Genomic DNA, 21151 nt, shown 5'->3' on the forward strand with positions numbered 1-21151 from the left:
CACGGGGCACAAGCACCAGTACGTACGCATCGGCGAACGTCCGGGAGTGTTGAGGAACATGACATCCACGTCCCCGTCCGCACACCCCTCCTCCTCGGCGCACCGCCCGGCGCTCCTGGTGAGCGCGGTCGCGGTGCTGGGCCTGCTGACCGGCTGCGGCGGCGCGGCCAACGGCACGACGAGCACCCCGCGGCAGCAACCGCCCGCCACGAGCGCCACGCAGACCACGGGCACCACGGACGCCGCGTCGGCGAGCGGGCCGAGCGCCCCCGGCGAGGCGGCACCCTCCACCGGCCCCGAGCGAGGCACCCGCTGCCACACCTTCGAACTGCGTGCCTCCGTCGGCCGTGTCAACCCGGGTGCCGGGCAGCGGAACTACCCCGTCGTCCTGACCAACACCTCGTCCCGCACCTGCACCTTGTACGGCTATCCGGGCGCCGCCTTCGTCGACGCGTCCGGCAGGCAGCTCGGGCCCGACCCGGTGCGCGAGGGCGACTCGCCGGCCAGGGTCACGCTGGCGCCGGGCGACAGCGCCTGGTCCGGCCTGTCGTACACCAGCCCCGAACTCACCGGCGCCCGTACGGACACCCCCGCGTCGCTGCTGGTGACCCCGCCGGACGAGCGGGACCAGCTGAGGGTGCGGTGGACGGGCGGTGAGGTGCCCGTGGCCGGGAACGAGTCGGAGGTGTCCCTCACGGTCCTGCGCCCGGGTACCGGGGCCTGATCCCGGCGCGAGTCCCGCCGAGCTCCTTCCCTCGGCCCGGGGCACGGCCCGACGTCACCCGAGTGGCCCAGCCTTCCGTCACCGGTGTGCGGCCCGGTACGCCCCGGGAGGGCTTCCGAAGCGCTGGTGGAACACCCGGTTGAAGTGGAAGGGGCTGGCGAATCCCGAGGCGGCGGCCACGCGTTCCACGGACAGGTCGGTGCCCTCCAGCAGCCGGGCGGCGTGCCCCAGGCGTGCCTCGCGCAGGGCTCGCATCGGGGACTCGCCGACCTGCTGGGCGAACAGGTGCGCGAACCGTGAGGGGGACAGCGCGACCGCCTCCGCCAGCGAGCGGACGGTGTGCGCGGCGCCGGGGTCGGCGGCGATGAGCGCCTGGGCCCGGCGGACCCGGGCGTCGACGCCCGGCGGTGGCGGCGGGGTGCGCGCGGCGGCGGCCGTGAGCAGGACGACCTCCTCCAGGGCGCACAGCGCCAACTCGTGGGCCGCCGTGCCGTGGGCGACGGCGACCCGGTCGTCGGCGGGCGTCGTCGCGGGCGGTGCCTGCGCGCCCGTCCAGCGGGCGTCGGCGAGCATCCGGCGGAACGCCGACTCCACCCGGCCGTGCAGCACGGCAGGGACGGGCACGACGACATGGACGCCGTCTCCGGTGTCGTACGGGCGCAGCCAGGGCCGCCAGGACGGGCGGGCCTGGCAGTGGGCCCACCAGAAGCGCCAGCGGCGGGCGTCCGGGGCGACGCCGTAGCCCTGCGGGACGCCGGGCGCGAGCGCCACCAGGTCGCCCGGGCCCGCCCGTGTCTCGGTGCCGCCCTGGCGCAGTCGGCCCCGGCCGCCCGTCGTCCAGGTGAACAGCCAGCTGTCCGCGCCGCGTGGCCGATCGACGGCGTAGCCCGGAGACTGGTCGAAGTGGCCGACCACCACCAGGCCGGGCGGCGGTGCGGGATCGCCGGGGGCAGCAGCCCCGGGCAAGTCGTCAGCGCTCATGGACATCCTCACGGCTGGACTTGGGGCCTAGCGTGGTGCACCGAGGACACCTCACCGAGGAGTGGACGCATGACAGCCACGGACATGGGCGCCGCCGGTCATCCCATCCTGACCGAGGAAGGGCTCGCACGGTTCCAGGAGGACGGCTTCACCGTCGTACGCGGGCTGTTCGGGTACGACGAGATCGACCGCCTGTGCGCGCAGTTCACGGCGCTGCACGCGGCCGGGCCCGTGCCGGGGCACTTCGAGCCGCGGGAGGGCGACGACCCGCTCGCCGCCTACCCGAGGGTCATGCACCCGCACGAGATCAACGAATTGGCGCTGCGTTTCCTGCTGGACGCGCGGCTGCGGAGTGTCCTGGAGGTGCTGCTCGGCGAGGAGGTGCTGGCCGCGCAGAGCATGTTCTACTTCAAGCCGCCGGGTGCGCGGGGGCAGGCGCTGCACCAGGACAACTTCTATCTGCGGGTCGAGCCGGGCACGTGTGTGGCGGCGTGGGTGGCCTGCGATGTGATCGACCGGGTCAACGGCGGTCTGGAGGTCGTGCCGGGCACGCACCGGATGGACATCTTCTGCCCGGAGGAGGCGGACGAGGCGGTGTCGTTCGCACGGGAGTACGTACCGCCGCCGCCCGGGCTCACGCCGGTGCCGGTCGACCTGCGGCCGGGTGACGTCCTGTTCTTCAACGGCAGCCTGGTGCACGGCTCCGGGCCGAACCGCGCCACCGACCGCTTCCGCCGCTCGTTCATCGGCCACTACGTCGGCCGCTCCGCCGAACGCATCGGCGGCTACTACCGCACGCTGACGATGAGCGGCGACCGGGTGCCGCTGCCGGAGAGCGAGGGCGCGGGCCCGTGCGGCACGGAGTTCGACCCGCCGGGCCCGCACTGAGTCTCAGTGACCGGAGATGGGGTGCGGGGTGTAGGGCTGCTCCAGCTCCTCGATCTCCTTGTCGGTGAGCCGCAGTTCGACGGCGGCCACCGCGTCGTCGATGTGGTGCGGCTTGGCGGCACCGATGATCGGGGCCGTCACCGTGTCCTGGTGCAGCAGCCAGGCCAGGGCGACCTGGGCGCGCGGCACGCCCCGGTCGTTCGCGATCCGGGTGACGGCCTCGACGATGGTGCGGTCGCCCTCCTGGTAGAGGCCGCTGCCGAAGTTGTCGTTGGCGCTGCGCTCGGTGGTGGTGCCCCAGTCCCGGGTGAGACGGCCGCGGGCGAGCGGGCTCCACGGCAGGACGCCGACGCCCTGGTCCGCGCAGAGCGGCAGCATCTCCCGCTCCTCCTCGCGGTAGAGGAGGTTGTAGTGGTTCTGCATGGACACGAACCGGGTCCAGCCGTGCAGTTGGGCCGTGTACTGCGCCTTGGAGAACTGCCACGCGTACATCGAACTCGCCCCGATGTAGCGCACCTTGCCCGCCTTGACCAGGTCGTGCAGCGCCTCCATCGTCTCCTCGATCGGCGTGTCCGGGTCCCAGCGGTGGATCTGGTAGAGGTCGACGTAGTCGGTGCCGAGGCGGCTGAGGCTGTGGTCGATCTCGGTCATGATCGCCTTGCGGGAGAGCCCGCCGCCGTTGGGACCGGGCCGCATCCGGCCGTGCACCTTCGTCGCGAGCACGATCTCGTCCCGGCGGGCGAAGTCCCTGAGCGCCCTGCCGACGATCTCCTCGCTGGTGCCGTCGGAGTAGACGTTCGCGGTGTCGAAGAAGGTGATCCCGGCCTCCAGCGCCTGCCGGATCAGCGGGCGTGACGCCTCCTCGTCGAGGGTCCACTCGTGCGCGCCCCGGTCGGGAAGGCCGTAGGTCATGCAGCCCAGACAGATCCGCGACACGTCCAGGCCCGTCGAACCGAGCTTCACGTACTGCATCGTTGCTGCTCCTGCCGTCGGAAGTGGGATTCCGAGGCGAGCGTACGTCTTCGTGCGCACTCCAGCCGCCGGAGCCGGACAGGCGCCAGGGCCTGTTGCGAAAGTGGCCTCGTCGCCCGGAGGGCGGCCGCAACAGGCCCTAGCCGTCCAGCAGGTCCAGGGCCCGTTCCCAACGGAAGGCGTCGCGGTCTTCCTCGCCGGAGTACGGCTCGCCGAAGCGGATTCCCATGCCCCGCAGCCGTATCAGGCTGTCGTTGTAGGCGGGATGGGCGGCCAGCGCGTCCGCGACGCAGGGCAGGACCGCGATCGGGACGCCCAGGCCGTACGCCTCGCACAGGGTGGCGACGGCGAGGGTGTCGGCCAGGCCGGTCGCCCACTTGTTGATGGTGTTGAAGGTGGCCGGCGCCACCACCACGGCGTCCGGCGGCGGGAACGGGCGTGCCTCGCCCGGCGTGCGCCAGGCGGAGCGGACCGGGCGGCCGGTCTGCGCCTCCACGGCGGCGGTGTCGAAGAAGCCGCCCATCGCGACGGGAGTCGCGATGACGCCCACCTCCCAGTCCCGCTCCTGCGCGGCGGTGATCAGTTTGCTGACGTCCGCGGCGATCCCGGCAGCACAGACGACGACGTAGAGGAAAGGCTTCCCGTCCTGTTCGGTCACGCGGAAACCCTACTGAACGGGCAGTGGCGCTTCCGTTCGCGGGCCGAGGATCCGGCGCTCGCGCTCCTCGATGCGCACGTCGTTGATGCTCGCCTCGCGACGGGTCATCAGCCCGTTCTCGTCGAACTCCCACAGCTCGTTGCCGTACGACCGCCACCACTGGCCGTCGGCGTCCCGGCACTCGTACTGGAAGCGGACCGCGATGCGGTTGCCGTCGAACGCCCACAGGTCCTTGCGCAGCGCGTACTCCTGCTCGCGCCGCCACTTCGCGGTGAGGAACTCGACGATCTCGGCGCGGCCGGTGACGAAGGTGTCGCGGTTGCGCCAGACCGATTCCTCGGAGTAGGCGAGGGCGACCTTGTGCGGGTCGCGGGTGTTCCAGGCGTCCTCGGCGGCCCGCACCTTCTGCGCGGCGGTCTCGCGGGTGAAGGGCGGCAGGGGCGGGCGAGTGGTCATGGGTGCTCCTCGGAGGAAGATGGAGAACGACCGTTCTCCGACACGGCTGCTACCGTAGGAGAACGCACGTTCTCCCGTCAAGGAAGTCAAGGAAGAGGTCGGTTCATGGACAACGCCGTCGCCCGGGAGCGGGCTCTGGACGCCGCGGAGCGGCTGTTCTACGGGCGCGGCGTGCAGTCCGTCGGCATGGACGACGTACGCGGCGCCTCGGGGGTCTCGCTGAAGCGGCTGTACCAGCTGTTCCCGGCGAAGGAACAGCTGGTCGAGGCGTACCTGGAGCGGCGTGACGTGCGCTGGCGGGGGCGGCTCGCCACCTATGTGGCGGCCCGGGGGGAGCCCCGGGAGCGGATCCTGGCCGTCTTCGACTGGCTGGCGGAGTGGTTCGGCGAGGCGGACTTCCGCGGCTGCGCCTGGATCAACGCGTACGGCGAACTGGGCGCCGTCTCCGACCGGGTGGCCGAGCAGGTGCGGGCGCACAAGCGGGCCTTTGGGGACTACGTCGGCACTCTGGTCGCCGACGCCGGGCTGCCCGCCACGCTCACCGGGCCGCTGTGCCTGCTGGCGGAGGGCGCCATGGTGACGGCCGGGATCACGGGGAGCACGGAGCCTGCCGCGCAGGCGCGCGAGGGGGCGCGGCTGCTGCTGGCGTCGGATGTCACCTCGGCCGGGGACGGTTCGTCGAGGGAGTGACGGAGCAGGCCGAGGAGGTGACCCATGGGCGTCCAGGAGGAGCTGGCGGCGCGCTTCGAGGCGGAGCGCGGGCGGTTGCGGGCGGTCGCGTTCCGGATGCTGGGCTCGCCCGACGAGGCGGACGACGCCGTCCAGGAGGCATGGCTGCGGCTGAGCCGCGCCGGCGGCGACGGAGTCGGCAACCTGGCGGCCTGGCTGACGACGGTGGTGTCCCGGATCTGCCTCGACATGCTGCGGGCCCGCGCGGCCCGGCGCGAGGAGCCGTACGGCCAGGAACTCGACGGCGACGGCAACGTGCCCGAGGACGAGGCGGTGCTGATCGACTCGGTGGGACTCGCACTGCTGGTCGTGCTGGACACGCTGGGGCCGGCCGAGCGGGTCGCGTTCGTGCTGCACGACCTGTTCGCCGTGCCCTTCGAGGACATCGCCCGGATCGTCGACCGGTCGCTGCCGGCGGCCAAGAAGCTGGCCAGCCGGGCCCGGCACAAGGTGCGGGGCACACCGGCGCTGCCCGCCGCCGAGGTGGACCGGCACCGGCGGGTCGTCGAGGCGTTCCTGGCCGCCGCGCGGGGTGGTGACATCGGCGCGCTGCTCGACGTACTGGCCCCGGACGTGGTCCGCCGTGCCGACCCGGCCGTCCTGCCGCCCGGGGTGGCTCCGGTGCTGCGGGGTGCCCGTGCGGTGGCCGAGGGGACCGTGCGGTTGCGCGAGCGCTCCCGGCACGCGGTCACCGCGCTCGTCGACGGCCACGTCGGCGTCGTCGTCGCCCCGCGCGGACGGCTGCTGTTCGCCCTCACGGTCACCGTCGAGGGTGACCGGATCGGCTCGTACGAGGTTGTCGCCGACCCGGCGCGGCTGCGGCGGCTGGAGCTGGCGGTGCTGGACGGGCTCGGCTCGGAGCGCTGAAGGCCCGGGCCACCGCCTGACCCGGGAGGCAATCGCGGCACCCGGGAGTGTCGGCCCGGCGGATGAATCCCGCGTTTGTCAGTGTTGGGCACGGTGATTGCCGGCTTCGGTACACGACGATGGGACGGTTGCCATGCCTCTTGAGGGCGAGTACGAGCCCAGCCCGACGCAGTGGGTGCGCGAGCAGGTGGAGTTGTACGAGAGCTCCGGCGGCACCAAGGGAACGACCCTGCTGGACACCGGGTTGCCCGTGGTGCTGCTGACGACCCGTGGCGTGCGGAGCGGCAAGATCCGCAAGACGCCGCTGATGCGGGTGGAGCACGAGGGGCGTTACGCCATCGTGGCGTCGCTGGGCGGCGCGCCCAAGCACCCGGTCTGGTACCACAACGTCAAGGCCGATCCGCACGTGGAACTCCAGGACGGCCCGGAGAAGCGGGACATGACGGCCCGGGAGGTCAGCGGCGCGGAGAAGGAGCAGTGGTGGGAGCGGGCCGTGGCCGCGTATCCGCCGTACGCCGACTACCAGAAGAAGACCGACCGTGTGATCCCGGTGTTCGTGCTCGAAACGGTCGACGGCTGAGTTCTTTTCCGGTGCCGTGATGCATGAAGGCTCAGATGCCGGGCACCCGCACGTCAGGCCCCGCCGCGTTCCCCCGTCGCGGCGGGGCTTTCGTCTGCCTCCTGGGCGAGCCGGTCGGTCACGTCGAGGAAGATCTGGTCGGCCTCGGGCACGGTACGCGCGATCGACCGCTTGATGCGTACGGCGACCTCCTCGACCCGCTCGCTGTCCAGCCCGGGAACCAGGTCGACGCGGGCGGCCACCAGCGCGGAGTCGATGCCGGTCTTCATGGTGAACAGCGCCTCCACGCTGTCGATCTCGGGCTGCGCCCGCAGCAGTGCGCGGATCCTGCCGCTCGCCTCCGGGTCCGCGGCCTCGCCGATCAGCTGGGCGCGGGCGTCCTTGCCGAGCCGGTAGGCCACGTACACCAGCAGCGCGCCGATGGCCAGCGACGCGGACGCCTCCCACACCACCTCGCCGGTGGCCATGTGCAGCGCCATGCCGGTGATGGCGAGGGTCAGGCCGAGCACCGCGGTGCCGTCCTCGGCGACGACGGTGCGCAGGGCCGGGTCGCGCAGGCCGTCGGCGACGCCCTGCCGGCGCAGTTGGTGCAGGGCGCGGAGCAGGGAGGCTCCCTCGGCGAGCAGGGCGACGCCCAGGACGATCAGCCCGGCCGCATAGCCGGCGAAGGTCTCCTCGGTGCCCTTGGTGAGCGCCTCGAAGCCCTGGAAGAAGGAGAAGCAGCCGCCCATGACGAAGATCCCGACGGCCGCGAGCAGCGACCAGAAGAAGCGTTCCTTGCCGTAGCCGAAGGGATGCCGCCGGTCGGCGGGGCGGCGGCTGCGGCGCAGCGCGGCCAGCAGGAAGACCTCGTTCAGACTGTCGGCCACGGAGTGCGCCGCCTCCGACAGCAGGGCGGGCGAACCGGCGAGCACACCGCCGATCACCTTGGCGACCGCGATCACCAGGTTGGCCGCGAGCGCGACGAGCACGGTCACGCGGGTCCTGCGATCGATGCTGTGGCCGGTCTTCGCGTCGGTCTGGGGGGTGGTCTCGGGGACGGTCTCGCGGTCCGTCCCGGGGTCGGTGTTGGGTGTCGATGTGTCCGTGGGTGTGCCGCTCACCACCGCCGGTTGCCCCCGTCGGGGCGGATCACACCGTGCCGGGCGCGGAAACGGGGGAACTCGGGAACCCGGTCGGCAGCATTGCCCACGCCAGGGAGGAGAGAGGTCATGAGCGGCCAGGGCGACGGGAACGGTGACGGCAACAGCGCCTACGGCCGGAAGTCGTTCCAGCGGTCCAAGAGTCACTTCGCGGACCGGATCACGGCGGACGGCCGGGACGGCTGGCCGGTCGCGGCGGCGCGTTACCGTCTGGTGGTCAGCCGTGCCTGTCCGTGGGCGAGCCGCGCGGTGATCTCGCGGCGGCTGCTGGGGCTGGAGGCGGCGATGTCGATGGCCATCGCCGACCCGATCCAGGACGACCGCAGCTGGCGCTTCACCCTCGACCCGGACGGCCGCGACCCCGTCCTGGGCATCCGCTTCCTCAGCGAGGCGTACGACAGGCGGGAGACCGGCTACCCGGGTGGTGTCAGCGTGCCGGCGATCGTCGACGTACCCACCGGGAAGCTGGTCACCAACGACTACCAGCGGATCACCCTCGACTTCGCGACCGAGTGGACCGCCCTGCACCGTCGGGGCGCACCCGACCTGTACCCGGAGGGGCTGCGGGACGAGGTCGAGGCGGTGATGGCGGACGTCTACGAGGACGTCAACAACGGTGTGTACCGGGCGGGTTTCGCCACCGGGCAGGAGGAGTACGAGGCCGCCTGCGCGGACGTCTTCCGGCGGCTGGAGCTGCTGACTCCGCGGCTGGCCCGGCAGCGCTATCTGGTCGGTGACACGATCACGGAGGCGGACATCCGGCTGTTCACCACGCTGGTCCGCTTCGACGCGGTCTATCACGGCCACTTCAAGTGCAACCGCTGGAAGCTGACGGAGAACGAGGTGCTGTGGGCGTACGCCCGCGACCTGTTCCAGACGCCCGGCTTCGGTGACACCGTCGACTTCGACCACATCAAGCGGCACTACTACCAGGTGCACACCGGAATCAACCCGACCGGGATCGTGCCGCTCGGCCCGGACCTCGCGGGCTGGTTGACGCCGCATCACCGGGAGGAACTCGGCGGGCGCCCGTTCGGGGACGGCACGCCTCCGGGGCCGGTGCGCCCGGGCGAGGAGGTCCCGGCGGCGGGCCGGCCCTGAGAAACCGTTCACAGCGAACCAAGGAGACCCAGGTGGCCAAGAAAAAGAAGAAGCAGAAGCTCCCCGTCGCCTACCAGCCCGTCGGATGGGTGCTGGGGTGGGCCGGCGGTTGGCTGGCCGGGCTCGCCTTCCGCAAGACGTGGATGGCGATCCGGCACGAGGAGGACGCGCCGGACGCGCTGGACCCGGACCGCGGCTGGGGCGAGATCGTGCTGGCCGCCGCGATCCAGGGCGCCATCTTCGCGGCCGTGCGCAGCGCCGTGGACCGCGGCGGCGCGAAGGCCATCGAGCGCTCGACCGGTGTGTGGCCGGCGGCGCAGAAGGGCGGCCGGGACTGAGCCCGGCCCCGCTCAGCCCTGCTTCGGTGCCGTGGGCAGGGCGCGGCGCAGGGTGAAGGAGTGGCCCGCCGGGTCGGCATAGCCGCGTTCCTCGAACGGCCCGGCGGAGTCCTTGGTGTCCACGGGACGCCCGCCCAGCGAGACGATCCGGCGCTCGGCCGCGTCCAGGTCCGTGACCAGGAACTCCAGATGCGCCTGGAGGGAGTTCTCGGGGCGCGGCCAGCTCGGCGGCGTGGCGTTGACATCGCGCCGGAACGCCAGGCGGGTGCCGTCGGCGCTCCTGATCTCCACGCGGTTGGCGGTCGCGTCGGTCTCCTCGGCCTCCATCAGCTCCTTGTAGAACACGGCGAGCTTCTCGGGCTCGGCACAGTCGAGCACCACGACGCCCGCGGTCACCACTGACATGTCTCCTCCGAAGGGTCCAGGGGCACGGGACGCTGCTGCCCCGCCGCCCTGTCCTTGCGGATATCCCGGCCCGCCGGATTCAGACGCCTCGGAACCGTCTGAGCGGCCCGTCAACTGCCGGGTGCCCTGTGGGGGGTGGGAGTGTACGCAGCTCAAGTGCCTTGAGCAGTAACCCAGATCACGGCCGTGTCACGGTATAGATCATTTACGCCCTGGGCAGCCTCGTAGCGCTTCTCGGTTCAACTTTCGGCCAGCGAAGCTCAGTTCGAATGAACGGACGGTCGTGCGGGCCGTCCGCTCGCAGGGCGGGGGGACTCTGCGTTCCGTCTCCCGAAAGGAAGCGCATGCCTCAGGACGTCCGATTCGACCTCCCCTTCGAGACCCCTGTCAGCGACCATCTGGAGTACGCCCGCGAGCGCCATCTGCGCTGGGTGTGGGAGAAGGGACTGGTGCGCAGCCAGGCCGGCTTCGAGGAGTACTGCTCCTGGGACCTGCCCCAGGCCGCGGCGCGCACCTACCCGTACGCGTCGGCGGACGACATGGTCGTCCTGATGAACTGGTTCTCACTGGCCTTTCTCTTCGACGACCAGTTCGACGCCGGCCGGCCTGACCGTGCCGACCGGGTCGCGGAGGTGGCGCGCGAGCTCATCGTGACGCCCCTGCGTCCGGCGGGCAGCCGGCCCCGGGTGGTGTGCCCGATCACGGTGGCCTGGACCGAGGTCTGGGAACAGCTCTCGGATGGCATGTCCCTGACCTGGCAGACGCGGTTCGCCGCCTCCTGGGGCCGCTTCCTCGCGGCGCATGTCGAGGAGGTCGATCTGGCGGCGCAGGGGCTGGCCGGATCGTTGGGGCCGGACGCGTACGCCGTCTTCCGGCGCCGTACGGTCGGCATCCATCACAGCATCGACGCCGGTGAGCGAAGCCGCCGTTTCGAGGTGCCGGCGCAGGCGATGGCGCATCCGCTGATGGAGCGGATGCGGGATCTGGCCGCGGACACCATCGGGTTCATGAACGACATCCACTCCTTCGAGCGCGAGCGGCGCCGGGGCGACGGCCACAACCTGATAGCCGTGCTGCACAAGGAGCGGGGCGGTTCGTGGCGGGAGGCGGCGGACGCGGCGTACCGCATGACGACCGACTGCCTCGCCGAGTACCTGGAGCTGGAGGCCGGGGTGCCGCGGATGTGCGACGAGCTGGGCCTCGACGAGGACGAGCGGACCCGAGTGCGGATGGGCGTGGAGGCCATCCAGCACTGGATCAACGGCAACTACGAGTGGGCCCTGACCACCGGCCGCTACGCGGCGGCGAAGGACGGTCCCGTCGCCACGGCCGAACGGGCCGGGCGGGGCTCGGTGGACGATTTGCTGGCGGTGTAGAACGGGGCGACTGCCCGGTTTGCCCCTCGAAGGGTGGTCCGCCGTGGGGCCGGACCGGCGACAGGCCGGGACCGGGGCCCCACGGCGGACCTCCCGCGTCAACCACGCTGCGGGTCAATACACAAACGCTGCTGGTCAATACGCCTAGACGGCGAACTCGACCGGCAGGCTGTCCAGTCGGGACTCCCAGCTGGACGCCGTGGAGGACAGTTCCTCCGGTGGGACCGCGAGGCGCAGGCCCGGCAGCCGGTGCAGCAGGACGTCGACGGCGATCTCGATGATGGCCTGGCCGATGTTCTGCCCGGGGCACTCGTGCGGGCCCGAACTGAACGCCAGGTGCGACTGGTTGCCCTGGACCGACACGCCCTGGTCGGGCCGGACCTCCGGGTCGAGGTTGCCGGCCGCGAGGCCGAGGACGAGCAGGTCGCCCTCCTTGACCGGGCAGCCGCCCAACTCCAGGTCGGCGGTGGCGAACCGGCCCGGCAGGACGGCCAGCGGCGGGGTGTCCCACATGACCTCCTCCACCACCGAGGAGACCGTCAACTGCCCGCTGACCAGGCCGGAGAGCCGTGAGACGTCGGTGAGCAGCAGTTGCAGCACCCGGGCGAGCAGATTGCTGGTCGTGGTGTGCCCGGCGATCAGCACCAGACGCAGATGGCTGACGACCTCGTCCATGTCCAGCCCGGCGGGGTGCTCCAGCAGGGCGGTGGTGAAGTCGGCTCCCGGTTCGTCCCGCTTGCGCTCGGCGAGTTCGCCGAGGATCTGCCGGATGTGCCCGTCGTGCACGATGGCGTCCTCGCCACCCTTGAGCACCTGGGCAGACGATTCGACCAGCCGGCGCCCCTCGCTCTCGGCGAGCCCCAGCACCCGGGTGAGGACGAGCATCGGCAGGTACTCGGCGTAGTCCGTCACCAGGTCGGCGCGCCCCACGTCCGCGAACGCGTCGATCTGCTTGTTGGCGAAGTGCGTGGCGTGCCGCCGGATGCCGCGCGCGGCCGCGGCCTGCAGCCCGTCGTTGACGGCGCCGCGCAGCCTGCGGTGCGGTTCGCCGTCCTGCGAGACGCAGTCGGGGCGCCAGCCGATCATCGGGATCAGCGGCGAAGTATCCCCGACCCGGCCCTCCCGCCAGTCCCGCCAGGTCCGGGCGTCCCGGGTGAACTGGAGCGGGTTGTCGAGAACCCGCCGGTTGTCGCGGTAACCGAGCACCAGCCAGGCCGGGACGTCGCCCTCCAGCAGCACCGGGGCGACCGTGCCGTGTTCCTTGCGCAGCCGCTCGTAGATGGCGGCCGGCTCGGTCGCCGCCTCCGGCCCGTACAGGCGGGTGAGGTCGCCGGAGCCGTGGGCGACGGGGCAGCCGTGCGGGGTGTCGGGACCGTTTAAGGTCTGGTCGTTCATCGGGACTCCAGTGCGACGGCGGAGCGTTCCTTCAAGTGACGTATCAGGGCGACGAGCACGTCACGGCTGGAGGTCCGGTCGCGGGCGTCGCAGGCCACGACCGGGATCTGCGGGGAGATGTCGAGGGCGTCCCGGATCTCCTCGATCGGATACTCCTGGGAGTCGGGGAAGACGTTGAGCGCCACCACGAAGGGGACGTTCTGCCGCTCCATCTCCTCGATCGCGCGGAAGCTGGAGGCCAGGCGGCGGGTGTCCACCAGCACGACCGCGCCGAGCGCGCCCTTGAACAGGCCGTTCCACAGGAACCAGAACCGCTCCTGCCCCGGCGTGCCGAACAGGTACAGCATCAGGCTGTCATTGATGCTGATCTTGCCGAAGTCCAGGCTGACGGTGGTCTCCGTCTTGTCGGCGACGCCGATCAGATGGTCGACGTCGGCGCTGGCCTGGGTGAGGGTCTCCTCGGTGGTGAGCGGCTTGATGTCGCTGACCGAGCGGACCATCGTGGTCTTCCCGGTGCCGAACCCGCCGGCGATCATCACCTTCACCGAGCGGGTCTTCCCGGCCGCCGCGCTGCCGGGTTGGTCAAAGCCTTTCAAGTCCACTGAGTACCTCCTCAAGGAGCGCGAGGTCGGGCCCGCGACCGGCGTCGTGCGCCGGTATGGGGTCACGGGCTTCGACGCGGCCTGCTTCGAGCAGGTCCGCCAGCAGCACCGCGAGAATGTTGAAGGGCAGGTGGAGATGGGCGCCGAGTTCGGCCACCGACAGCGGTTCGCGGCAGCGCCGGATGATCTCCGCGTGCTCGTGCTGCATGCCCGGGGCGGGGGCGGCTCGGGAGACGATGAGGGTCGCCACGTCGAGGCTCGACGCCGAACCGCCCGGTCCGCTGCGCCCTTTGGTGAGGACGTAGTAGCGCTCGAGACCGGACGGGTCCGTCGGCCGGCGGGGAACACTCATCCAGAGTGCTCCTCCAGGCGCGGAGTGGTGCCCAGGAGTTCGCCCATCCTGCGAGCCAGGTCCCGCATCTGATGACCCAGCAGGCCCTGGTCGAGGCCTTCGCGCGCGAGGACACCGAGGTATGTCTCCACGCCCGCGCGGACCACGAAGAGGTGACCGCCGTCGACCTCGATCATGGCCAGCCGCAACTGTCCCGCGAACTTGGGGAACTGCGCGGCGACCGGCTGGGCCAGCGCCTGCAGTCCGGCCACCACGGCGGCGAAACGGTCCACGTCGTCGGGGTCTTCGGCGCCGTAGGAGGTGATGGCCTTGCCGTCACTGGAGGCCACGAGGGCGAAACGGATCTCCTGGATGCTCTCCACCAGATCGCGGAGCGCCCAGCTCACGTCGGTTCCCTGTTGCGTCATGTGGACTAGTCGCTCTCTTCAGTGCGGTGCTCTGCGGACTCGCGTGCGGCGGTCGACTCGCGGCCGGCCGGCCCGGATCCCTCGCTGTCCTCACGTCCGGCGGTGGCGAACGCGGCCAGGCCGGTGAAGGACGTGTCCGGCGGTACGGCGGAGACGGCCGCCTCCTCGGTCCGCGCGGCGCCGGCGGCCGGGGCGGGCTCGGCCGACTCGCTCCGCCTGCTGCGGCGCCGGGGCAGTCCACCGGGCGTGGTGTCCTGCGCCGGGGCGGCGTCGGGGGCGGGCTCGTCGGTCGCCGGTCGCGGTGCGGTGGCGGGGGCCGCCGACGCGGTCGGGGCGGAGGCCGACGCGGTCGGGGCGGAGGCCGACGCGGTGGCCGGGGTGGCCGCGGGCAGCGGGCTGAAGTACTTGTGCGGGACCACGACGACCACCGAGGTGCCGAGCCAGGGCGAGTCCGCGAAGGTGACGCGGATGCCGTAGCGGCGGGCGAGGATACCGACGACGCGCAGGCCGATGTTGGCGTCCTCCGAGACGCCGCCCAGGCCGGGGCCGCCGGCGGTGCCGGCGAGGGCGTGGTCGGCCTCGCGCTTCTTCTCCTCGCTCAGGCCCTTGCCGGAGTCCTGGATCTCGATGCCGACGCCGTTGGGGACCTCCTTGCCGGAGACGACCACCGGCTCGGTGGGCGGCGAGTAGCGGGTGGCGTTGTCCAGCAGGTGCGCGAAGATCAGCGTGAGGTGGTCCACCAGGCCGCCGTCGACGCCCAGTTCGGGCAGATGGCGGAGCTCGACGCGGTGGAACTCCTTGATCCGGCCGATGCCGCCGCGGACGACGCTGAGCAGCCGCTGCGGCTCCTGCCACTGCCGTCCCGGGCGGTCCGAGCCGCCGAGCACGCCGATGCTGGCGGCCAGACAGTCGGCGGGGCCGATCGCCTGGTCGAGCTCCATCAGGCCGCGTGCCACGGACGGGAGCCGGCCGTGCTCGCCCTGCATCTCGTGCAGCCGGCCACGGAGCTTGCTGGTGAGCACGTGGATCCGGTTGCCGATGCCGACGACCGCCTGCTCGGCGGAGGTGGAGCGATTGAACTCCTCCTCGACGCCGATCAGCGCGGTGCGCAGGACCTTGCGAAGGTCGGCCTGGAGTTCGGGCGCGACCTTGGCGCACTGGTTGGTCGAGGGCAGCAGGTCGTCGATCGCGTCACCGGCGCGCAGCCGCCGCAGCGCCTCGGGCAGCTGCTCGTTCGCGAGCCGGGTGACCGCGGCATGCTGGTGGGTGAGGCGCTCCTGCCAGATGGCGGTCTGCTCGGCGAGCTGTGCCTCCAGGCTCTGGGCCTGCTCGGCGAGCTGCGCCCGGTAGCCGTCGGCCTGCTCGGCGAGGCGGGCCTCGTAGCCCTCGGCCTGCTCGGCCAGCTGGGCCTCGTACGCCCGTGACCGGTCGGCGAGTTGGGCTTCGTGGGCGGCGCGTTCGGCGGCGTGCTTGCGCTCCAGGCCCGCCACGTGCTGCTGCCACTGCTGGGAGTGCTCGGCCTGCGAGGTGCGGAAGGTGTCCTCCGCGCGGCGCAGTTGCGTCCGGGTACGGATCAGGAGCCGTACGCACACGGATCCGGCCGCCGTCGCCGCGACACCGGCGACGGCCGCGGTTATTCGCTCCGAGCTCATGAACGTGGCGGCAACCGTCCCGCCTCCTAAGGCCAGCGGCATCAGCCACCAGCTGTACCAGGCGACAGGGGCCCGCGCCGCCGGGGGCGGGGTGGCGAGTTCCATCTGCATCCTTCGAGCAACACGATCGAACAACGGGGGGTGGGCATGGCGATCGCACTCATGAGTACGCACTGCGACGTCGACCCGTCGCGGACGTGTCAACTCGCAGCGCCGGATGGGAGCTTATCGGGTTCCAACCCGAAAGGATCAACCTCACGGGCTCAGTGGAGGTGAGGGTTCCGTCACTCTCCGCCAGGAACCCGTTAATCGACAAGTCGGCAGGTCACTCGCAGTTGCGCGCCTGCTGGTCGCGCGGGACGTCGGATCACCGCGTGCTGTGGAACGTACGGCGGTACGCCTGCGGTGAGACGCCGATCGCGGCGTGCAGGTGCTGGCGCAGGGACGCGCCCGTGGCGAAGCCGACCTGGCCGGCGATGCGGTCGACGGGGAGGTCGCTGGACTCCAGGAGGTGCCGGGCGCGGGCGACGCGCTGCTGGATGAGCCAGCGGCCGGGGCTGACGCCCACCTCGTCGTGGAAGCGGCGGGCGAAGGTGCGCAGGCTCATCCGGGCGTGTGCGGCGAGGTCGGACAGGGTCAGCGGTTCGCCGAGGCGTTCGAGGGCCCAGGCGCGCGTGGCGGCCGTGCTCGCGGCGCCGGTCTCCGGCACGGGCTGCTCGATGTACTGGGCCTGGCCGCCGTCCCGGAACGGGGGCACGACACAGCGCCGCGCGACGGTGTTGGCGAGCCGGCTGCCGTGGTCCTTGCGTACGAGGTGCAGGCAGACGTCGACGCCCGAGGCTGCTCCGGCAGAGGTCAGGACGGGGTCGTCGTCGACGAAGAGGACGTCCGGGTCGAGGTCGATGTGCGGGAACATCCGCCGGAAGTGGTCGGCGACCTGCCAGTGCGTGGTCGCTTTGCGGCCGTCCAGCAGTCCGGCGGCGGCCAGGACGAAGGCGCCGGTGCAGATGGACACGATGCGGGTGCCGGGCCGGATCCGGGCGAGCGCTTCCAGGGCCTCGTCCGGGACGTCGGCGGTGACGGACGCCGGCGCGACGGGCGCGATCACCACCGTGTCGGCGGTGGCCAGGGCCTCGGGGCCGTGCTCGACGGTGACCGAGAAGTCGGCGTTGGTGCGCACCGGTCCGCCGTCGACGCTGCACGTCAGCACCTCGTACCAGCCGTCGGCCGCGCCGAAGATCCGGCTGGGGATGCCCAGTTCGAAGGGGTACACGCCGTCGAGGGCCAGCACCACGACCCGCTGCACACGTTGCATGGCACGATCCTATCGAAGCTTGGCAATCGTGCCATTTTCCGAACGGGCGGGCGCGGGCAGGCTGGGTCACCATGAGCGATGTGAACACCATGCGAGCCATCAGCCAGGACGTCCTCGGCGGTCCCGAGGTACTCAGGGAAGTAGAGGTGCCGCGGCCGACCCCCCGGCCGAACGAGGTGCTGGTCCGGGTGCGGGCCGCCGGCCTCAACCCGACCGACTGGAAGCACCGCGCCACCGGCGGGTTCCTCGGCGAGCCGCCCTTCACCCTCGGCTGGGACGTCTCCGGCGTCGTCGAGGAGACCGGTATCGGTGTCGCCCACTTCCGGCCCGGCGACGAGGTCTTCGGCCTGCTGCCCTACCCCTTCGGTCACGGCTCGCACGCCGAGTACGTCATCGCCCCGGTCCGCGCCCTCGCCCCCAAGCCCGCCGGGATCGACCACACGCAGGCCGGCGCGCTGCCGCTGGTGTCGCTGACCGCGTGGCAGTCGCTCGTCGAGCACGCCGACCTGCGGCCGGGGCAGCGGGTGCTGATCCACGCCGCGGCGGGCGGCGTCGGGCACGTGGCCGTGCAGATCGCCAAGACCCGGGGCGCCTACGTGATCGGCACGGCGAGCGCGGGCAAGCACGACTTCCTGCGCGAGATCGGCGTGGACGAGCCGGTCGACTACCGGGCGACCGACTTCGCGGAGGCCGTGCACGACGTCGACGTCGTGCTCGACACCATCGGCGGGGACACGTCCGTCCGCTCGCTGCGCGTACTGCGCCCGGGTGGGGTCGTGGTGTCGATCCTGCCGGTGGGCTCGGACGACTTCTACGCGGAGGCGGACCGGCTCGGTGTCCGGGCGATCCGGATGCTCGTCGACGCCGACCACCACGGCATGAGGGCCATCGCCGAGCTGATCGAGGACGGCCGGCTGCGGGCGACGATCGCGGGGACCTTCCCGCTGGCCGAGGCCGCCAAGGCGCACGAGCTCGGCGACACCGGCCGGACCACGGGGAAGCTGGTGCTGCTGGCCGACTGATCCGGTTCAGAAGGTGAGCACGGGCTTGATGGTCCTGCCCGCGCTCATGTCCCGCACCGCCTGGTCGATCTCCGTGAAGGGGTAGGTGCCGATCAGGCGGTGCAGCGGGAGCCGGCCGTCCTTGACCAACCGGACCAGCGCGGGGATGACCGTCCGGGTCTCGCTGTCGCCCAGGGTCAGGCCGACGATCCGCTTCCCGGCGAGCAGCCCGTTGACGTCCAGGGAGACCTCGGTGCCGAAGGGCGGCGCGCCGACGACGACCAGCGTGCCCCGCGCGGCGAGCGCGTCGACACCCTGGCGGAGCACGGCGACGCTGCCGGTGGTCTCCACGACACCGTCGGCGCCCTGGCCGCCGGTGATGTCGGCGATCGCCGCCCCGACGTCGGACGCGCCCGCGTCGACGGTGTGGGTGGCGCCCAACTCCTTTGCCAGGGCGAGGCGTTCACCGACCTTGTCGACGGCGATGACGGTGGTGGCCGGGGTCAGCGCGGCCGCCATCACCGCGGACAGGCCGACGGCTCCCGCGCCGAGGACGACGACGCTGCCGCCGGTGACCGGCCGCAGGACGTTCCAGACGGCGCCGACCCCGGTCTGTACGCCGCAGCCGAGCGGGGCGATCGACGCGAGCGGCACGTCCGGGTCGACCTTGACGAGGCTGCGCTCGTCCGCGAGGGCGAACTCGGCGAACGAGGACTGGCCGAAGAAGTGGCCGCCGAGCGGTTCGCCGTCACGGCTGATGGTGCTGGTGCCGTCGGCGCGCCTGCCCCCGACGAGGTTCATCGGCAGCCAGGTCGCGCAGTACGCGGGATGCCCGTCACGGCAGTTGCGGCACTCGCCGCAGGAGGTGAAGGACAGCACGACGTGGTCCCCCGGCGCGACCGCGGTGACCGCGGACCCGACGGCCTCGACGACTCCGGCACCCTCGTGGCCGAGCACACCGGGCAGCGGGAAGGGCAGGGCACCGCTCGCCACCCCGAGGTCGGTGTGGCACAGGCCGGTCGCGACCATACGGACGAGGGCCTCGCGGGGGCCGGGTTCGTCGAGGACGACCTCGCAGAGGGTGAAGGGGGCCCCGCCGGACTCGACGACGGCGGCGCGGGTGGTGGTGGGCATCGCAGGGACTCCTTGGCGGGACGCGCTCAGTCGAGCGAGACGACGACGGACTTGACCTTGGTGTAGGAGGCGAGCGCCTCGGGGCCGTACTCGCGGCCGAAGCCGGAGTCCTTGACGCCGCCGAACGGGACCGCGGGGTCGAGCATCGCCCAGTCGTTGACCCAGACGATGCCGGCCTGGAGGCGCTCGGCGACGCGGTGGGCGCGAGCCAGGCTGCCGGTCTGCACGCCCGAGGCCAGGCCGTACGGCGTGGAGTTGGCGAGGGCGACGGCCTCGTCCTCGGAGTCGAAGGGCTGGACGGTGAGGACCGGGCCGAAGATCTCCTCCTGGACGGCACGGGAGTCGTTCGGCAGGTCGGCTATCACGGTGGGCCGGTAGTAGTAGCCGCCGTCGAGGTCGAGGCGCTCGCCGCCGCAGACGACGCGGCCGCCCTCCTGGCGGGCCAGGTCGACGTACTCCTCGACCTTGCGCAGATGCCGCTCCCCCGCCATCGGCCCGACGACCGTCTCCGGCTTGCGGGGGTCGCCGACGGGCACGCCGGGGACCGCCTCGGCGAGGATGCCCAGCAGGGTGGCGTACACCGGGCGGGCGACCAGGAGCCGGGGGCCGGCCATGCAGAACTGGCCGGTGTTGAAGACGAACGCCTTGATGACCGCGCCGACCGCCTTCTCCAGGTCGGCGTCCTCGAAGACGATGTGGGCGGCGTTGCCGCCGAGTTCCATGGTGACGGGCCTGAGTGCCGCGCCGGCGACGCCCGCGACATGCCGGCCGACGGCGGTGGAGCCGGTGAAGGCGACCTTGTCCACGCCGGGGTGGCGCAGCAGGGCCTCGCCGGTCACCTGCCCGGTGCCGGTGACGACGTTGACCACGCCGTCCGGGACGCCGGCCTGCTGGAGCAACCGGGCCATGTACAGGGCGCTGAGCGGGGTCTCCTCGGCGGGTTTGTGGACGACCGTGTTCCCGGCGGCGAGCGCGGGGGCGAGCTTGGTGCCGGCCAGGATCAGCGGGAAGTTGAACGGCGTGATCGCCGCGACCACGCCGAGCGGCTCGCGGCGGGTGTACGCCAGGGCGTTGAGCGGGGTGTCGCGGGTCGCGCCGTCGAGGGAGTGGGCCAGGGCGGCGTAGTGCTCGTAGTCGTTGGCGGCGTTGGTGACGTCGACGGCGCGGCACAGCGTGATCGGCTTGCCGACGTCGAGGCTCTCCAGCTCGGCGAGTTCGTCGGCGTTCTCGCGGATCAGCTCGGCGACGCGGTGCAGGACGCGGCCCCGTTCACGGCCGCTCAGCCCGGACCACTGGCCGGTGTCGAAGGTCTCGCGGGCGGCGCGCACGGCGTCGTCGACGTCGGTCGGGCCCGCCTCGGCGACGGTGGTGAGGACCGCGCCCCGGGACGGGTCGACCACCTCGCCGCGCGCTCCGTCGGCGGCGTCGTGCCACCGGCCCCCGATGAACAGCCGACCGGGTTCGATCTCGAAGGTGGTCATCGCCACTCCCAGCTTCATCGCCAAGATCCGGAAACCGCAGGATCTCCAGAGTTCAATAAACAGGATTCCTGCTTGTTCGCAGTCTGATTACAGACAGGTTTCCTGTCAATGCTCTAGGCTCGATCCATGGTCGGCACTCAGACAACGAAGACGCCCCCGTCCCTGCTCTACATGGTCAAGCAGGTGGAGCTGGTGGTCCGCTCGCACCTCGACGAGCTGGTCAAACCGTTCGGGATCACGGCGCTGCAGTACACCGCGCTCACCGTCCTGGAGCGGCACGACGGTCTGTCGGCGGCGCAGCTGGCCCGCGACTCCTTCGTCACCGCGCAGTCGATCGCCGACCTGGTCCGCTCCCTGGAGGGCCGCGGCCTGGTGCGCCGGGAGCGCAATCCGCACAACCGGCGGGAGCTGCTGATCCTGCTCACCGGCGAGGCGCGCGAGCTGCTCACGCGGCTGGCGGGGCCGGTGCGGGAGCTGGAGGAGCGGATGGTACGGGAGTTGACGGCACATCAGGCCGAGCAGTTCCGACGGGCCCTCAGCAAGGCCTGGCAGGCCCTGTCGTAGCAAGGCCTGCCAGGCCAGTCGTAACACTTCG

The 21151-nt window shown here is 72.0% G+C and carries 24 protein-coding genes; 10 read left to right on the forward strand and 14 right to left on the reverse strand.

What is annotated here, in order from left to right; translation table 11 throughout:
• Positions 1-58: 58 nt before the first annotated feature.
• The gene (locus tag I2W78_RS02235) at positions 59-724 is read left to right on the forward strand and encodes a DUF4232 domain-containing protein (RefSeq protein WP_196456437.1); all 666 of its coding nucleotides are present in this window, start codon (positions 59-61) and stop codon (positions 722-724) included.
• A gap of 78 nt (positions 725-802) precedes the next feature.
• On the opposite strand, the gene I2W78_RS02240 is transcribed toward I2W78_RS02235, so the two are convergent.
• The gene (locus tag I2W78_RS02240) at positions 803-1705 is read right to left on the reverse strand and encodes a helix-turn-helix domain-containing protein (protein ID WP_196456438.1); all 903 of its coding nucleotides are present in this window, start codon (positions 1703-1705) and stop codon (positions 803-805) included.
• A 69-nt stretch (positions 1706-1774) separates the two neighbouring features.
• On the opposite strand from I2W78_RS02240, the gene I2W78_RS02245 reads away from it, so the two are divergent.
• Positions 1775-2593: a phytanoyl-CoA dioxygenase family protein gene (locus I2W78_RS02245; protein ID WP_196456439.1), complete on the forward strand. Its 819-nt coding sequence runs from the start codon at positions 1775-1777 to the stop codon at positions 2591-2593.
• A 3-nt stretch (positions 2594-2596) separates the two neighbouring features.
• Here I2W78_RS02245 and I2W78_RS02250 read toward each other — a convergent pair whose 3' ends face one another.
• The 3 genes from I2W78_RS02250 to I2W78_RS02260 all read right to left on the reverse strand — a co-directional run bounded on the left by I2W78_RS02250 (position 2597) and on the right by I2W78_RS02260 (position 4679).
• The gene (locus I2W78_RS02250) at positions 2597-3565 is read right to left on the reverse strand and encodes an aldo/keto reductase (protein ID WP_196456440.1); all 969 of its coding nucleotides are present in this window, start codon (positions 3563-3565) and stop codon (positions 2597-2599) included.
• Between the two features lie 139 nt (positions 3566-3704).
• Entirely contained in the window at positions 3705-4223 is a 519-nt protein-coding gene (locus tag I2W78_RS02255; protein WP_196456441.1) for a flavoprotein, read from the reverse strand.
• A gap of 9 nt (positions 4224-4232) precedes the next feature.
• Positions 4233-4679, reverse strand: a complete 447-nt coding sequence (locus tag I2W78_RS02260; protein WP_196456443.1) for a nuclear transport factor 2 family protein — start codon at positions 4677-4679, stop codon at positions 4233-4235.
• A 105-nt stretch (positions 4680-4784) separates the two neighbouring features.
• On the opposite strand from I2W78_RS02260, the gene I2W78_RS02265 reads away from it, so the two are divergent.
• From I2W78_RS02265 to I2W78_RS02275, 3 genes are all read left to right on the forward strand, one after another.
• Complete coding sequence (locus I2W78_RS02265) at positions 4785-5369, forward strand: TetR/AcrR family transcriptional regulator (RefSeq protein ID WP_196456445.1); 585 nt, start codon at positions 4785-4787, stop codon at positions 5367-5369.
• Between the two features lie 24 nt (positions 5370-5393).
• Positions 5394-6275: a sigma-70 family RNA polymerase sigma factor gene (locus I2W78_RS02270; protein ID WP_196456447.1), complete on the forward strand. Its 882-nt coding sequence runs from the start codon at positions 5394-5396 to the stop codon at positions 6273-6275.
• Positions 6276-6408: 133 nt separating this feature from the next.
• Positions 6409-6855: a nitroreductase family deazaflavin-dependent oxidoreductase gene (locus tag I2W78_RS02275; protein ID WP_196456448.1), complete on the forward strand. Its 447-nt coding sequence runs from the start codon at positions 6409-6411 to the stop codon at positions 6853-6855.
• A 53-nt stretch (positions 6856-6908) separates the two neighbouring features.
• Here I2W78_RS02275 and I2W78_RS02280 read toward each other — a convergent pair whose 3' ends face one another.
• Entirely contained in the window at positions 6909-7850 is a 942-nt protein-coding gene (locus tag I2W78_RS02280) for a cation diffusion facilitator family transporter (protein ID WP_307783930.1), read from the reverse strand.
• A 216-nt stretch (positions 7851-8066) separates the two neighbouring features.
• Between I2W78_RS02280 and I2W78_RS02285 the strand changes: the two genes are divergently transcribed.
• Both I2W78_RS02285 and I2W78_RS02290 read left to right on the forward strand, forming a co-directional pair.
• Positions 8067-9098: a glutathione S-transferase family protein gene (locus tag I2W78_RS02285; protein WP_196456450.1), complete on the forward strand. Its 1032-nt coding sequence runs from the start codon at positions 8067-8069 to the stop codon at positions 9096-9098.
• Positions 9099-9130: 32 nt separating this feature from the next.
• On the forward strand, positions 9131-9436 hold the full coding sequence (locus I2W78_RS02290; protein ID WP_196456452.1) for a DUF4235 domain-containing protein: 306 nt from the start codon (positions 9131-9133) through the stop codon (positions 9434-9436).
• Between the two features lie 12 nt (positions 9437-9448).
• Here I2W78_RS02290 and I2W78_RS02295 read toward each other — a convergent pair whose 3' ends face one another.
• Entirely contained in the window at positions 9449-9841 is a 393-nt protein-coding gene (locus tag I2W78_RS02295; protein ID WP_196456454.1) for a VOC family protein, read from the reverse strand.
• 344 nt (positions 9842-10185) lie between these two features.
• On the opposite strand from I2W78_RS02295, the gene I2W78_RS02300 reads away from it, so the two are divergent.
• Entirely contained in the window at positions 10186-11217 is a 1032-nt protein-coding gene (locus I2W78_RS02300; protein WP_196456456.1) for a 7-epi-alpha-eudesmol synthase, read from the forward strand.
• 144 nt (positions 11218-11361) lie between these two features.
• Here the strand turns inward: I2W78_RS02300 and I2W78_RS02305 are convergent, their stop codons facing one another.
• From I2W78_RS02305 to I2W78_RS02330, 6 genes are all read right to left on the reverse strand, one after another.
• The gene (locus tag I2W78_RS02305) at positions 11362-12612 is read right to left on the reverse strand and encodes a cytochrome P450 (RefSeq protein ID WP_196456459.1); all 1251 of its coding nucleotides are present in this window, start codon (positions 12610-12612) and stop codon (positions 11362-11364) included.
• Complete coding sequence (locus tag I2W78_RS02310; protein WP_196456461.1) at positions 12609-13214, reverse strand: GTP-binding protein; 606 nt, start codon at positions 13212-13214, stop codon at positions 12609-12611. The genes I2W78_RS02305 and I2W78_RS02310 overlap by 4 nt, the downstream gene beginning before the upstream one ends.
• Positions 13195-13566 (reverse strand): DUF742 domain-containing protein, encoded by a 372-nt coding sequence (locus I2W78_RS02315; RefSeq protein ID WP_141306667.1) that lies wholly within the window; start codon positions 13564-13566, stop codon positions 13195-13197. The genes I2W78_RS02310 and I2W78_RS02315 overlap by 20 nt, the downstream gene beginning before the upstream one ends.
• Positions 13563-13973 (reverse strand): roadblock/LC7 domain-containing protein, encoded by a 411-nt coding sequence (locus I2W78_RS02320; protein ID WP_196456463.1) that lies wholly within the window; start codon positions 13971-13973, stop codon positions 13563-13565. Before I2W78_RS02320 ends, I2W78_RS02315 begins: the two co-directional genes overlap by 4 nt.
• Positions 13974-13978: 5 nt before the next feature.
• Positions 13979-15730: a sensor histidine kinase gene (locus I2W78_RS02325; protein ID WP_196456465.1), complete on the reverse strand. Its 1752-nt coding sequence runs from the start codon at positions 15728-15730 to the stop codon at positions 13979-13981.
• A 262-nt stretch (positions 15731-15992) separates the two neighbouring features.
• Positions 15993-16940, reverse strand: a complete 948-nt coding sequence (locus tag I2W78_RS02330) for a GlxA family transcriptional regulator (protein WP_196456466.1) — start codon at positions 16938-16940, stop codon at positions 15993-15995.
• A gap of 71 nt (positions 16941-17011) precedes the next feature.
• Here I2W78_RS02330 and I2W78_RS02335 point away from each other — a divergent pair, with 71 nt between their 5' ends.
• A complete protein-coding gene (locus I2W78_RS02335; protein ID WP_196456467.1) occupies positions 17012-17962 on the forward strand; it encodes an NADP-dependent oxidoreductase in 951 nt (316 codons plus the stop codon).
• A 6-nt stretch (positions 17963-17968) separates the two neighbouring features.
• Here the strand turns inward: I2W78_RS02335 and I2W78_RS02340 are convergent, their stop codons facing one another.
• Both I2W78_RS02340 and I2W78_RS02345 read right to left on the reverse strand, forming a co-directional pair.
• Entirely contained in the window at positions 17969-19075 is a 1107-nt protein-coding gene (locus tag I2W78_RS02340; RefSeq protein WP_196456469.1) for an NAD(P)-dependent alcohol dehydrogenase, read from the reverse strand.
• Between the two features lie 26 nt (positions 19076-19101).
• Complete coding sequence (locus I2W78_RS02345) at positions 19102-20556, reverse strand: aldehyde dehydrogenase family protein (RefSeq protein ID WP_196456471.1); 1455 nt, start codon at positions 20554-20556, stop codon at positions 19102-19104.
• A gap of 126 nt (positions 20557-20682) precedes the next feature.
• Between I2W78_RS02345 and I2W78_RS02350 the strand changes: the two genes are divergently transcribed.
• The gene (locus I2W78_RS02350) at positions 20683-21120 is read left to right on the forward strand and encodes a MarR family winged helix-turn-helix transcriptional regulator (RefSeq protein ID WP_196456473.1); all 438 of its coding nucleotides are present in this window, start codon (positions 20683-20685) and stop codon (positions 21118-21120) included.
• Positions 21121-21151 lie beyond the last annotated feature (31 nt).

Origin of the sequence: Streptomyces spinoverrucosus, assembly GCF_015712165.1 — a bacterium.
Classification (GTDB): Bacteria; Actinomycetota; Actinomycetes; order Streptomycetales; family Streptomycetaceae; genus Streptomyces; species Streptomyces spinoverrucosus_A.